The following is a 13,365-nucleotide window of genomic DNA, read 5'->3' as shown; positions in this document are numbered from 1 at the left end:
CATCCATATGCCCACATGCCGCTTGGTTTAGTCGGATACTCTTAATGACGGTCAAAGCTGCATCTCATCGTCCAGCTCGTCCAAATCCGTAACCGGCGAATGGCAGGCGAAATTTTCGCAAATATACGCTGTCGCCCGACCGCCCAGCTGCACTTTATCCTGCACAAGCGGAATCAGGCTGCGAACCGCATCGGCCTGACCGTCCATCGGATGAAGCATCATGATCGCATTCGGTAAAAACTTGGTTTGCAGCTTCGCGATCATTTGCTGCATATCCGGTTTCCGCGGATCGCCGGCAAGCACGATCTCCATCGGAGCGCTTACCGTGAAATCGAGCGCCATCAGGAAGAGCGCATGCCCGGACGGATACTTCTCGACCGATCCGGCGAATGCCTTCAACTGCTCGTCGGCTTTCTGGGACAACTCCGCATTGAACGTATATCTGGCCAGCTTGGCCATGTTCAAGGCGGCCGCCGAATTGCCGGATGGCATGGCTCCGTCATAAATTTCCTTGGGCCTTGTAAACAGCTGCTCGCCGTCCGAGCCGTAGAAGAAGCAGCCGCCCTTCTCTTCGTCCCAGAACAGCCGCAGCATGTCCTCGTTCAGCTCGACCGCTGTTTGCAGCAGCTCCAGCTCAAAGGTCGCTTCGTACAGCTCGATCAGCCCCCATACAAGGAAGGCATAGTCGTCCAAATAGCCGAGATAAGCGGCTTCGCCATCGCGGTAACGGGCCAGCAACCGTCCGTCCTCGCGGCGCAGCTCCTGCAAAATAAACCCGGCCGCGCGCCGGGCAGCCTGCGCATATTCGGGCTTCTGCAGCGCCTTGGCCGCTTTGGCCAGCGCCATAATCATCAGACCGTTCCATGAGGTCAATATTTTATCGTCCTTATGCGGATGAATCCGTCGCTCCCGATGCTCGAACAGCTTGTTTCTCGACGCTTCTAACCGCTCTACAAGCTCGGCCAAAGGCATATTCATCCGCCGCGCTGCATCCTCCACCGTCATTTCGATCAGATTCGGGATGCTGTGCCCTTCAAAATTGCCTTCCTCCGTAATATTATAGACACGGCAGTATAACTCACTCTCGTCTTCCCCGAGCACCTCCCGAATTTCCGAAGGCCGCCATACGTAAAATTTGCCCTCCTCACCCTCGGAATCCGCATCCTCCGCCGAATAGAAAGCGCCGCCTTCATCGGTCATATCCCGAACAATATATTGGATAATTTGCTCCGCTACTTCGGCGTAAGCTTGCTTGCCGGTCAACTGATACGCTTCGATATAAGTCATCGTCAGCAGCGCATTATCGTACAGCATTTTCTCAAAATGCGGCACCAGCCATTTCTCGTCTGTCGAATACCGAGCAAAGCCAAATCCGATATGATCGTACATTCCGCCTCGTGACATGCCTTCCAGCGTCTTTTCGACCATAGCCAACGCTTGTTCGTTGCCCGTACGCTTGTAATAGCGGAGCAACAAGGACAAATTGTGCGAGGTCGGAAACTTCGGGGCGTCTCCGAATCCGCCATGCTCCGCGTCAAACAGCCGCTCATAAATGCGAAATGCCCGGTCCAGCAATTCCGCGGAAATTTCCCCTTCCAGATTCGCAATAAGCCTGCTTTGCGTCTCCGACACCACCTGGTGGCTGATTTCGACGATATTCTCCCGTTCTTCCTTCCATTTATCGGCAATTTGCGGCAGCAGCTCCATCAGCCCTTTGCGGCCGTATTTCCGCCCTTTCGGAAAATAAGTGCCGGCAAAAAACGGCTTCTTCTCCGGAGTCATGATAATCGTAAGCGGCCACCCGCCTTGCCCGGTAAGCGCTTGACAAACGGACATATACAGATGGTCGATATCGGGCCGTTCCTCACGATCTACTTTAATGGAGATGAAATCATGATTCAGCAGTCCGGCAACTTCTTCATCCTCGAACGACTCGCGTTCCATGACGTGACACCAATGGCATGTTGAAAAGTCACTTTTCCTATTTTTTTAGCCGAAGCTAGGAATAGCCTATGGACAGAAATACAGGTTTACTCTCCCTTGCTGCTTTTGAGAACGCTTCTTCTCCCCATGCGTACCAGTCAACGGGGTTATAAGCGTGTTGGAGAAGGTATGGAGATTTTTCATGTATTAGTCGGTTGGCTTTCCGGTTTCGGTTATCAAGGAATTCTTTCATTCAGGAAGCACCCTCTCGTGGTTAATTTAGGAAACAAAAATTTGCTACCTCCATTATAACCATTAGTGCTATCTGAAATCCAAAAAAGAATACTTCCGATGAAAAAGCCATAACACAGACTCAACAAATCCGTGGATTTGTTCTTTATACTCGTCAGACCCCTATAGAAAATTTATTTCGATGCTGGGAGGTCCGTTGTCTTCCCTTTTCCATAGAATGGAGCTTATAACCTCTTTGTAGCATTTGTTTAACTCTTCATGATTATCTTGTTCGCTTAATTGCATTGTTCTCCAGAATTCTCGAATTAAGAAGAGTCTTTCTTCATCCGTTATAGATGCTGCGGACTTGCTCTGCTTTTCCAACACCGCCAGTTCCTCATGAAGAGAATCTAACTCTTGCTCGATCTTAATTTTTCTGCTTCTGGCCCGATCCGCTGTGTATAATCCCGCCTCAAACCCTTCTTCAATACGTTCAACCGCTTCCTCCTTCTGTTTGATTTCCCGGTACTTTTGCTGAATCGCATCTTGGATTACTTTGTAATCGTCGCCTTCCTCATCCTTTATTCTGTATACTATTTGATCTTCTAACTGTTCAAGTTTAACCTGTACTTCTTGAATGATAAGTTTTGCACTACCACCCTTATTGGTGCATTTGTTTCCGTAATGGTCACGATGCTGACATGATCTAATCTGGGATGTTTTTATCGGAGACCTGAATATTCGAAGAGACGAATTACAAATCGAGCACCGAACGAGTCCCGACAATGCATGTTTTCCTGCTCGGGCGGCAATCGGTATTTTCCTCCTTTTCATCAGTGAATAAATCAGTTTGTCGTGTTCTTCTTGTGTTTTCACAGGCTCGTGGCAGTTCTCTACGACAACCCAGAGATGTTTCGGTATTTTTTTTAATTCCTTTGCGTTCGGCCTTTTCTTGGCATGACCATCGCCTTCCGATTTGTTCGAAATGATTTTACCGAGGTGAGTTTCATCTCTTAGCATTCGGCTAATCGTCGTTCCAGTCCACTTTTTGTTTCGTGGCGAAGGAATTCCTTGCTTATTTAGCTCCCATGCAATCTCATCACAAACATGCCCCTCCAAAGCGGCCTCAATGACAAATCTATACAACGTTTGTTTGTATTCATTAACGACAAGGCCTTTTCGCTGGGGATCATAATCGTAAGGAAATGGAGGAATTCCATTAGTCCATCTCCCTAATCTTGCACCTATTTTTTTACCGCGATTCAAGCGAAACTTGATCATCTTGTACTCTTGCCGGGCGATAAATGCTTTGGCATCGACATTGAAGTCATCATCATCATCATCATTTAGGTCGTACCATTTTCCAGGAGTAATAACCAGTGTATTCGATTTTTTAAGAGCTTTCTTGATTCGATCAGTATCTCCCATGTCTCCCCGACCGAGCCGATCCCAGTCTACTACGAGAACCGCATCGAACAAACCTTCTTCAATATCCTGTAAAAGCCTCTGAAAAACAGGACGAAATTCGATAAATCCCCGCTTCCGATTTCAGGATACTCGACAAACCTCCATTTATTCCGTTTGCACATTTCCGTTAAAATGTAGTCGTGTTTGATCAGGTCCTCTTCTGAGTCTCCTCTTGATTTCCGGTTGTATTTCGCTACAACTCGCACATCATGCCGAGGATTCTCGCCCATAAACGCAAGATTCAAAAACATCACCTCATTCTTTTGGATTTGTATCAGGTGACATTTTAACTCCGCTTCAACACGTAAGCAAGTTACTTTTCTCGTAAGGATTCTGCTTCGTAGGAGCTAAAAAGAGTTCCGACAGCGTCTATTGAAATAACGGATTCGGTCGCTCCAGTATCAATGACTACATCACTTATAGTAATTGAATCTCCACGATGATCAATAAAAATGGACGAAAACAGTAGTCCATTCGAATAATTAAGATTCATGTGAGGGAATTCTCCTGATCATTGGCTTTGCGCGGACTTCTATGATGATGTTTTCATTAGAAGTATGGTAAACGAATCGTTCGTTTTTCGCAGTAAACAATTCTTTCATTGCTTCTTGGGCATCTTGTATCGGTTTGATAACCGCTACTTCCTCTATATGAAGTTTACTGTCTTCGTAATGTGATTTTAACTCTTCCAACAATACAAACTGATCCGGAAATAGGTTCCGCACTTCCGTCCACAGCATGCTTACCACCTTCTTTGAATGATTTATGATAATTATACCAACCGTTATTACCATCAAACAAGCTGCAATTTTGGAATGCTTTTAATGATTCACACAAACATTTCACTAATGACAAGTAAACTTAAAAAAATTTGTACCCTCTCGGGATACACGGCTTCGCCGTCCTTCAGGAACGAGCAAAATTATCAAGGTTATGCGAAGCAACGTATAAAATCTTATACTTTCAACTAAAAAAAACACCGCCCAAAACCCAAAAGGCGATGTCTTAACATAAAAAATCCTTTTCAATTAAAGAGCCTGAATAAGCAAAGGAATAACCTTCCCTTTATTTACGTCGATTAAGCCGTAATCGGTAATTTTAAGCGCTGGGCTTACCGCCAACGAGTGGGTGCTGAGCGACATAATCGGATTATAATGACGATAGCCTAGCGATTTCATAGCACCGAGCAGCCGCTCTACCTCTTCGGCCGTTTGCTCAAGCGGCACCTCGGTCAGGATACCGCCTACAGGCAGCCGGAGACTGGCCAGCACCGCTCCCGCCTCAACCACGCAAAAGCCTCCCTGACTTGCAATGACCTCGTTGGCCGCGAGCATCATATCCGCGGGATTATGGCCGACGACAAGCAGATTATGATTATCGTGGGAGTACGTTGTCGCCACCGCGCCCCGCCGGATCGTATCTCCACCGATCAGGCCATAGGCGCGATTGCCGTTTTTCCCGTAACGTTCGAACGTGGCAATCAGACCGTAGCCGCTTTCCTGCCACATCAGCCGCCCGCCCCGAACCTCGACTTCGGCTTGCTGCTCCTCGATGAATGTCGAACCGTCCTTTACCATCATAACCCGGCCGATATACCGCCCGTCCCCGGATACTTCCGCTTTAACCTGGAAATCGGATTCGGCAAGCTCTGTCAGCTTCACGCTTTCGTAAAAGTGCTGTGGGAAAGCCCGCTCGCTTGCTTTCGGCTCATAAGGCTCGGTCACGTCATAAACCTTGCGTCCGCATTTATATACTTGCTCCACTGTCAATTCACGAACATCGGACACAAGTACAAAATCTGCAATTTTCCCCGGCGCAATGGCTCCACGGTCATGCATCCGCATTCTTCGGGCCGGTGTAAACGTGCTCGCATAAATCGCCTTCTCCGGTTCCATGCCCATACGGATCGCTTTGCGTACGATATGGTTAAGATGTCCCCGCCGCTGGAACGAGTCGGGCATCACATCATCGGTTACGAAGCAGAAATGCTCGGAAACGTCATGCTGGATCAAATAACCGATCACTTCCGAAGTCATTGATTTTTCCTGGAGCTCAATGAACATGCCGGCGCCGATCCGGGCCTCTATCCCCTCGATGGTTTGATGGGTGTGGTCGGAGTCAACTCCGCTGAAGATCATCTGATGAAGCTCCAGATCGAGCAGCTTCGGAACATGGCCCTCTATGATCAGCTGCGGATAGCTTTCGCGAATGTGCTTCAGGATTTGGTTCGTCTTGCAGTCCGGATCGGTGATCACATCCACATAGTTCATGATCTCTCCGAGGCAAACGATGCGCTCCGTACGAAGCAACTCATCGATATCGGAGATTTCTACGGAACCGCCCGTCGTTTCCATAGACGTCGCAGGCACCGAGCTCGGAATGGCGTAGAACATGTCTGCCACGCAGTCCCGGCTCGCCTTGATCATTTCCTTGACCCCGTCCGGTCCGAACACGTTGGCCATTTCATGGGGCTCCGGAACAATCGTGGTCACGCCGTTTCGAATGAGCGCATGGGAGAACGCTTGGGGGGTAATCATCGAGCTTTCGATATGAAGATGAATGTCGATCAGGCCGGGGATCATGTAACGTCCTTGCCCGTCCACCGTTACTCCCGGTTCGAAGCTCTCGCCCCCCCGCTTACCGATATATATAAATTTCCCGTCCAGCACAGCCGCATTTCCAGGCATAAACCGCTTAAAATAGCTGTTAAAAATCTGTACGTTTTCGATCAATAAATCCACGCGCACGCTGTCTGCACCTCCAAGTAAGCTACTCCACCAAAATCAATTTCTCCACGGGAAAGGAGACTCGAACTTCTTGGGAGCTAGCATAAGGTTCTTCCATTTCTTTGTTTACGGTAAAATCACCGAGCTCCGTTTCAATAACATACTGGTGGCTTCGGCCAAGGAAGGTGCTTACCTTCACGCGTCCGGGCAGCACATTCGAGCCGGACGCCAGTTCTTCGGGCGTGCCCAGCTTCAGATCGTCCGGGCGGATTGCCCCTTTCAGACCCTTTTGCGCCCCCCGGCCCACACCCTGGATGGCACGGAAGGAGTGACCGTTTACCTGAAGCTCAATCTCATTGCCGTTTTCTTGTCTGTGATCAAAGGAAATAAAATTGTTAAATCCGATGAAACGAGCCACGAACTCTGATTTAGGGTACTTGAATATCGTCGACGGTCGATCCAGCTGCTCAATAACTCCCTTGTTCATGACGGCGACCTGATCGGAGATCGAGAAGCATTCCTCTTGATCGTGGGATACATATACGGTGGTGATACCCAGCTCCTGCTGAATGCGGCGGATCTCCACCCGCATATTGACGCGGAGATTGGCGTCCAGATTGCTGAGCGGCTCGTCAAAAAGCAGCAGGTCCGGCTCGATGACCAGCGCCCGGGCAATGGCGACGCGCTGTCTTTGGCCGCCGGAGAGCTCCTTCGGATACCTCTTCTCAAAGCCCGACAAGCTGACGATGTCAAGCATGCTGCGAACGCGGCGGTCGATGTCCGCCCCGCTTACCTTCCGTAAGCGAAGGCCGAACGCTACATTGTCATAGACCGACAAGTGAGGGAACAGCGCATAGCTCTGGAACACGAAGCCGAAATTGCGCTTATTGACGGGCACGCGCGTGTAATCCTTGCCGTTCAAGGCGAACCGGCCTTCTTTTGCCTCCAGGAAGCCGGCAATCAGGCGCAGCGTCGTCGTTTTGCCGCAGCCGCTCGGACCGAGCAGCGAAATCAGGCTTCCTTTTTCAACGGACAGGTTGAAGTCTTTCAATATATATTGCTGATCATAGGCTACAGCTATATTTTCCAAGGTTAGCATGGCCATGGACGCAAGCCTCCATTATCGTTTGGTAAAGTAGGAAAAACCCATCAGACGTTCAATAATAAACATCAATACCGCAGTAAAAAGCATGAGTAAAACGGAGATGGCTGCAACCGTCGGATCAAAGTTGTTCTCGACATAAAGCAGCATTTGGATAGGAAACGTGCTGACTCCCGGACCGGTCATGAAAACCGAAATATCGACGTTGTTGAACGATTCCAGGAAGGCGATAAGGACCGCAGCAATAATGCCCGATTTAATATTCGGCAGCACGACCGTAAAGAATGTCTTTAACCTTCCGGCTCCGAGGCTTAACGAAGCCTCCTCCACGGCAAAATCGAAATTGGCCAAGCTGGAGGCGATGACCCGGATAATAAACGGGAGCATGATGACGGTATGACCAAGCAGCAGCGCCGCGTAAATCGGCAGCTGATAGGTGATGATGACATACTTCAGCATTGTGAACCCTAGCACGATTCCCGGGATCAGCACCGGCGAAATAAAGATGGCGTTCAGCGTATCCTTCCCCCGAAATTGAAACCGGCTTAAGGCATAAGCAGCCGGCAGTCCGAGCAGCAGCGCGAGCAAATTACCCGCCAGCGATACAACTATGGAGGTGATAAAGGACGTCTTGAACATCGTGACTTCGAAAATATGATGATACCACTTGAACGAAATGCCTTGGGGCGGGAATTTCAGCGCGCTTCCCGGCTCAAACGAGGCGAAGGCGATAATCACCAAAGGTCCAAGCAAAAACAAATATATAAGAAGTGTAAACAGGCCGAGCCCACGATTCTTCTCCTGCATGCCTTCTACCCCTTCGGATTTAATTTGTTGGCTAGCTTATTCATGAGCGCGATGATGACGAACGTAATCGCCATCATAATTGTGGCGACGATCGAAGCGAGGTACCAATCGTTCAGTGTAATCGCGTTCTGATACAGAAACGTCGAAATCACCCGCTGCTTGCCCCCGAGCAGCGCCGGCGTTGTGTAAGCCGTGAGGCTTCCGACGAACACAAGAATGCCGCCAATTATCAGCCCCGGCACGCTGAGCGGAATGATGACCTTGCAGAACGCCGAGAATCGGCTCGCGCCCAAGCTTTCCGCCGCCTTGAGCAGGTCGGGATCGATGTTTTCCATGACGCCGACCAAGGTAATAATAATGAGCGGCAGAAACAAATGGATAAGGCCGATCATCATTGCCGTCGGCGTATAAAGAATGTTTAATGGCTCCTGAATCAGCCCTATGGAAAGAAGCGTGTTATTCAGCAGTCCCTTCTTTCCCAATATGATCGTCCAGCTAAACGAGCGAACGACCGAGCTGGTGAGCAGTGGAAAGATCGCGAGCGCCAGCAACAGTGCCTTTTGCCTCGGGTTTCGTCTGGAAATATAGTAAGCAGCAGGAAAACCAAGCACCATGCACAGCGCCGTCGTCACCAAGCTGACGCGCAGGGTGGTCCATAATATTTTCAGAAAATATGGATCCTTAAAAAAGTAAAGATAGCCTTCAACCGTGAAGCGACCCTCATGGTAAAAGGTCGAGCCTACCGTCAGGAGAATCGGTATCACCATAAAAGCAGCCAAGAACAGCAGCCCCGGCACAAGCAATAAAGCCAAATATGTTTTCTTCATATCACTGTTCTCCTGTTCCTTTAGTTCACTATCTGCGCAGCACGCGGATAAAAAGCCGGAGAAATGCGTCCGCCGCCACGTCCAGACAAACATGAACGTTCGCTTCTTGCGACAACCGGTTTTGGAAATCGCATACCGTTTGGCCGTCGCAAAGCTCGCTTCTCGTCTCGACATCGACATAGTATGACTTGACGGTGACAAGCTCCCGGTTCAGCACTACGCCTACCGCCAGCGGGTCGTGCAGCGCACAGGCCCAAACACCGTTGCGCTCATAATAACGCTGCATATAATCGGCCGTACTTTCTCGAACATAGCGGGCCAGCGGCGAATCCCCCAAGGAAGCGATATGCTCCTCGGTCAGCAGCGCCTTGCGGGTCACATCCAACCCCACAAGCGTGAGAGAGGAAAATCCCGCCTTGAATACAAGCTTAGCCGCCTCCGGATCGACGTACATGTTATACTCTGCCGTCGGCGTCACATTTCCGAAGCCTTGAACGACGCCGCCCATCACGACGACCTCTTTTACTTGCCGTACCAGCTCCGGATATTTCATGACGGCAAGGGCCAGATTAGTCAGAGGTGCAGTCATGACAAGCGTCACTTCTCCGGGATACCGCCGAACCTGCTCAATGATAAAATCAACGGCATGCTCGTCCTCCGCTTGCTTATGTACCGGCATGTCCTTCAGCGCCCCGCCCAGTCCGTCCTTCCCGTGCACCCGATGCTCGAAATGCGTGTTGCGCAGTATTGGCCGGTCTGCACCTTTGACGACAGGAATATGCTCCCCTCCGGCCAGCTGCAAAATTTTGCACGTATTGACCGTCGCCTGCTCCAAAGAGACGTTGCCGTTCACCGTCGTAATGCCGAGAATGTCCATCTCACCGCTACGGATGGCCAGCAAAATACCAAGCGCATCATCTACCCCCGTATCCACATCGAGAATGACCTTCATGTTCATCCGTTCGAGCCCCCTATGCTTGTAATGAAATAAGGGTACATGCCGCAACATATACCCTTGTCCACCTCGCCGCGTCTTATTGCGTAACTTCACGGTTAAAGCGATCGATCCATTTTTTCAGGTTTGCGTTGACAAACTTCATATCCAGCTTGTTCAGTTTGCTGATGGTTTCCTTACCGTACGTAATGCCCGTCGCTTCTTCCGGCGTCAGCGTCAGCGTCGTATTTACCGGGGAATCGACTTTGACCTTCGCCGACTTCTCTTGAACCGTTTTGCTTAAATGCCAGTTGATGAAGTCTTCCGCAAGCTGCTTGTTTTTGCTGCCTTTGACGATATTGACCGTATTCATGATCGCATATCCGCCTTCTTGCGGAGTAATGAACTTCGTTTCGGGAACGGCTGCCTTCAAATCCTTCACATACATCTCCATAATCGGTCCCGCGGCGATCTCTCCTTGAGAGAACATAGTCACGAATTCGGATGTTTGGCTGTAATATTTCACGACACCAGGATTTAGCGCCTTCAGTTTCGCCATCGCCTGATCCTCATTGAATGCCGTATTGCCGGCTACACGGGAAGCCGCATCAAGAATCATCGGACCGCTGGTCGATGTGATATTCGGCATCGTCAGTTTCTTGGCGAGTTCGGGGCTCCACAGGTCGCTCCACGACTTGATCTCTTTCCCGCCGGTTGCTTTCGGGTTATAAGCGATCCCTAGTTGACCGATGGTATAAGCCGGACCGTAGTCCTCGCCAAGCGGAGCCTTGGCCACTTCGTAAATATCCTTCAAGTTCGGAATGCGGCTGCGGTCGATCTTCTCGAAAAGACCTGCCTCAATTCCTTGCTGAGCATAATAATCCGACAAATAGATCAAATCGACGGAAGAACCGCCCTGTTTTACTTTGTTCAGACGTTCCGCATTGTTCCCGGCTTCGACGACGATCTGGGCATTATGCTCCTTCTCGAATGGCGCATACACTTCCTTTTTAAAGAAGTCGTCAGAGAAGCCCCAAGTGGAGATGACCAGCTTGGTCGGCTGACCTTTTGGCGCTTCGGTCGATGCGCCGGCATTCCCCTGTTCTTTTGCTCCGCCGCAGCCGGTGGCCACCATCCCCAGAATCGTTAAAGAGGCCAAGCCTTGTACCCATCGTTTTTTCATCATTTCGTTCCTCCCCTTAATTATCATGATCTATAATGGTGAATCGTGAAGCTCCTGCCGTTATGAATAGATTTCAGATAATCTACGTTTTTTAAAGTTCGAATGCGCGTAGAACGCTTGATGAAATCGCAAGAAAAGAAACCTTTCAACCAAGAATGAATCTTCATCGAAGAGGCTTCGATGAGAAGCTTTTTTTCTATGTATTATCCGTTTCAGCTCCTAAACTATACATTTCCCCCCATTGTTTTCCAACATAAAAAGAAAAGTCCCCTTGTTTTAGAAAAAAATCTCTAAACAAGAGCACTTTTCGTTGTAAACAACGTAAAGAGACATCCGTTTCGCTTACCCGGTTTCCTCTTAAGATAAATCAAAAGAGAAACGCCGATCATTAATCGTTTTCATGAAGAATAACATTCGTTATGGCCCATTGGGTGGAAGGGTCATAATCCCTTAATACCGCTTCAATGGACAAGCCCAGCTCTTGCTCCAGTCTCTCACGGATTTTCCTCTTGTAAATCGAGGACATGTAGTAATCCACTTCATACTTCAAGGAAGGAACCTCACCTTCAAGCGCAGCGGAGCGTGGAGATCGGCGGTGCTTGGCATGAACCGTAATAATATTATGATCGATTGACACCTTCAACATCGTCGTACCGAACCCGAACAGCTCTTTCGCAATTTCATTATAGATGTGACTTAGCTTCTTCCTGTTCTCGTTAGAATCGATCAGGGGCATGAGTTCACCTTCCGGCATAATTTAAACCGAAATTTATAATCTAGCATTATTCATAATACATAAGATTATTGAATAAATCAAGCAATAGTTCGGCTTTTGGATACGGAAAGTAGATAATTGCAGAGTTATCCATGCAAGATCAAGCAGATATACGAAATATCCAATAGGTGTATACCGATTCCTCTATCGCATTGCTTCATTACCCTTCGACCACCCTTCACGTCGCTCTAAAATTGTACAGGAGAAGGTCCCATTCCTATTGAATGGTCCCTTCTCCTTTATATTGTCAAGCTATGCTAAGCACGGAAATCCGGGAGCTTCACAAGTTCGCCGTTTCTCATCGAAGATTCATGGGCGCACAGACCTGCACTGGTCCAATTTGCGGATGTTAGCGCGTTTGGAAAAGCCTCTCTTTTTTCGATAATGCTCATGACAAACTCATGCACCAGATGGGGATGGGAGCCTCCGTGGCCGGAACCTTGAATAAACGATAAATGCTGATTGCTCTCCCCGTCGTATACGCCTTTTGTTGTGTATTTCCGGATACCGGGCGGAAGCAGCCGGGCATAATCCGGCACTTTGACTCTCGTTCCTTGTTCTCCGTTAAAAACTACAGGCTCGTCAGCCTCAAGCTGTTGCCATTCAAAGCTCATCTTGTCCCCATACACATCGAAACTTTCGATATATTCTCTCGATGTTTCAAACAGGGAGCGTGTCACCTCTGCCGCCAAATCGGAGTCTCTCAAGCGGAATAACGCCGACTCCACCGCAAATGGAGAACCGTACTTAGCGGTTAATTCCTCCGCGATTTTACCTGAACCCAAGCAGTAGACAAAGTCGGCTTCCTTCTCAGCCAATGCCAGCAGCGGACTAACTGCATGAGTAGCGTAATGCATCGGCGGAAGACCCTCCCAATAGCCCGGCCATCCGGCCATTTCTTGCTGATGCGAGCCGCGCAAAAACTGAATCCTCCCTAAGCGGCCACTATCCCTCAGTTCTTTGGCATACAAAAATTCGCGTGTATACACAGCCGTTTCCATCATCATATAATTTTTACCGGATTGCTGCTGGGCTTTGATAATATTGCGGCATTCCTCCACAGTTGTTGCCATCGGAACGGTGCATGCAACATGTTTACCTGCTAGGAGAGCAGCAATGCTTTGTTCCGCATGAAGATGAATCGGAGAATTGATATGAACCGCATCCACATTCGGATCGGATATCAGTTCTTCAAATGATGTATACCGCTTGTTCACACCGAAATAATCCGCGATTTCATGGAGCTTGCTTTCCGTCCTTTGGCAGACTGCATACATATTCGAATCCGGGTGATCTTGATAAATAGGAATGAATTCAGCCCCGAATCCGAGCCCTACAATCGCAACATTGATTTTACTTTTCATTTACCTAACCCCCAGTTCCATAAAAA

Annotated in this window: 12 protein-coding genes; all 12 read right to left on the bottom strand. The window is 49.0% G+C overall.

Annotated elements, in window-relative coordinates; translation table 11 throughout:
* Positions 1-51 precede the first annotated feature (51 nt).
* Positions 52-1,944, bottom strand: a complete 1,893-nt coding sequence (locus tag E1757_RS06700; protein WP_133226067.1) for a thioredoxin domain-containing protein — start codon at positions 1,942-1,944, stop codon at positions 52-54.
* A gap of 55 nt (positions 1,945-1,999) precedes the next feature.
* Positions 2,000-2,176, bottom strand: coding sequence for a DUF255 domain-containing protein (locus E1757_RS37055; protein WP_133226066.1), 177 nt, complete (start codon positions 2,174-2,176; stop codon positions 2,000-2,002).
* Between the two features lie 161 nt (positions 2,177-2,337).
* Positions 2,338-3,684 (bottom strand): recombinase family protein, encoded by a 1,347-nt coding sequence (locus tag E1757_RS06690; RefSeq protein WP_281282483.1) that lies wholly within the window; start codon positions 3,682-3,684, stop codon positions 2,338-2,340.
* A gap of 419 nt (positions 3,685-4,103) precedes the next feature.
* Positions 4,104-4,361 (bottom strand): hypothetical protein, encoded by a 258-nt coding sequence (locus E1757_RS06685; RefSeq protein ID WP_133226064.1) that lies wholly within the window; start codon positions 4,359-4,361, stop codon positions 4,104-4,106.
* A gap of 288 nt (positions 4,362-4,649) precedes the next feature.
* Positions 4,650-6,368 (bottom strand): adenine deaminase C-terminal domain-containing protein, encoded by a 1,719-nt coding sequence (locus E1757_RS06680; protein WP_133226063.1) that lies wholly within the window; start codon positions 6,366-6,368, stop codon positions 4,650-4,652.
* Positions 6,369-6,390: 22 nt separating this feature from the next.
* On the bottom strand, positions 6,391-7,452 hold the full coding sequence (locus E1757_RS06675; RefSeq protein WP_133226062.1) for an ABC transporter ATP-binding protein: 1,062 nt from the start codon (positions 7,450-7,452) through the stop codon (positions 6,391-6,393).
* 15 nt (positions 7,453-7,467) lie between these two features.
* Positions 7,468-8,256, bottom strand: coding sequence for an ABC transporter permease (locus E1757_RS06670; protein ID WP_133226061.1), 789 nt, complete (start codon positions 8,254-8,256; stop codon positions 7,468-7,470).
* Between the two features lie 5 nt (positions 8,257-8,261).
* Complete coding sequence (locus E1757_RS06665) at positions 8,262-9,083, bottom strand: ABC transporter permease (protein WP_133226060.1); 822 nt, start codon at positions 9,081-9,083, stop codon at positions 8,262-8,264.
* Positions 9,084-9,111: 28 nt separating this feature from the next.
* Positions 9,112-10,041 (bottom strand): nucleoside hydrolase, encoded by a 930-nt coding sequence (locus E1757_RS06660; RefSeq protein ID WP_133226059.1) that lies wholly within the window; start codon positions 10,039-10,041, stop codon positions 9,112-9,114.
* 76 nt (positions 10,042-10,117) lie between these two features.
* A complete protein-coding gene (locus E1757_RS06655; RefSeq protein ID WP_133226058.1) occupies positions 10,118-11,203 on the bottom strand; it encodes an ABC transporter substrate-binding protein in 1,086 nt (361 codons plus the stop codon).
* Between the two features lie 385 nt (positions 11,204-11,588).
* Entirely contained in the window at positions 11,589-11,936 is a 348-nt protein-coding gene (locus E1757_RS06650; protein WP_133226057.1) for a Na-translocating system protein MpsC family protein, read from the bottom strand.
* Between the two features lie 296 nt (positions 11,937-12,232).
* Positions 12,233-13,339: a Gfo/Idh/MocA family protein gene (locus E1757_RS06645; RefSeq protein WP_133226056.1), complete on the bottom strand. Its 1,107-nt coding sequence runs from the start codon at positions 13,337-13,339 to the stop codon at positions 12,233-12,235.
* Positions 13,340-13,365: the final 26 nt, after the last annotated feature.

It is taken from the genome of Paenibacillus piri, assembly GCF_004354045.1.
GTDB classification, from domain to species: Bacteria; Bacillota; Bacilli; order Paenibacillales; family NBRC-103111; genus Paenibacillus_S; species Paenibacillus_S piri.
This window is presented reverse-complemented; position numbering and strand designations above follow the sequence as displayed.

What these genes read in the sequence shown, in the direction of transcription:
- E1757_RS06700 (WP_133226067.1), bottom strand. Translation starts at nt 1,944, where the DNA reads ATGGAACGCGAGTCGTTCGAGGATGAAGAAGTTGCCGGACTGCTGAAT.
- E1757_RS37055 (WP_133226066.1), bottom strand. Translation starts at nt 2,176, where the DNA reads ATGAAAGAATTCCTTGATAACCGAAACCGGAAAGCCAACCGACTAATA.
- E1757_RS06685 (WP_133226064.1), bottom strand. Translation starts at nt 4,361, where the DNA reads ATGCTGTGGACGGAAGTGCGGAACCTATTTCCGGATCAGTTTGTATTG.
- E1757_RS06675 (WP_133226062.1), bottom strand. Translation starts at nt 7,452, where the DNA reads ATGGCCATGCTAACCTTGGAAAATATAGCTGTAGCCTATGATCAGCAA.
- E1757_RS06670 (WP_133226061.1), bottom strand. Translation starts at nt 8,256, where the DNA reads ATGCAGGAGAAGAATCGTGGGCTCGGCCTGTTTACACTTCTTATATAT.
- E1757_RS06665 (WP_133226060.1), bottom strand. Translation starts at nt 9,083, where the DNA reads ATGAAGAAAACATATTTGGCTTTATTGCTTGTGCCGGGGCTGCTGTTC.
- E1757_RS06660 (WP_133226059.1), bottom strand. Translation starts at nt 10,041, where the DNA reads ATGAACATGAAGGTCATTCTCGATGTGGATACGGGGGTAGATGATGCG.
- E1757_RS06655 (WP_133226058.1), bottom strand. Translation starts at nt 11,203, where the DNA reads ATGATGAAAAAACGATGGGTACAAGGCTTGGCCTCTTTAACGATTCTG.
- E1757_RS06650 (WP_133226057.1), bottom strand. Translation starts at nt 11,936, where the DNA reads ATGCCCCTGATCGATTCTAACGAGAACAGGAAGAAGCTAAGTCACATC.
- E1757_RS06645 (WP_133226056.1), bottom strand. Translation starts at nt 13,339, where the DNA reads ATGAAAAGTAAAATCAATGTTGCGATTGTAGGGCTCGGATTCGGGGCT.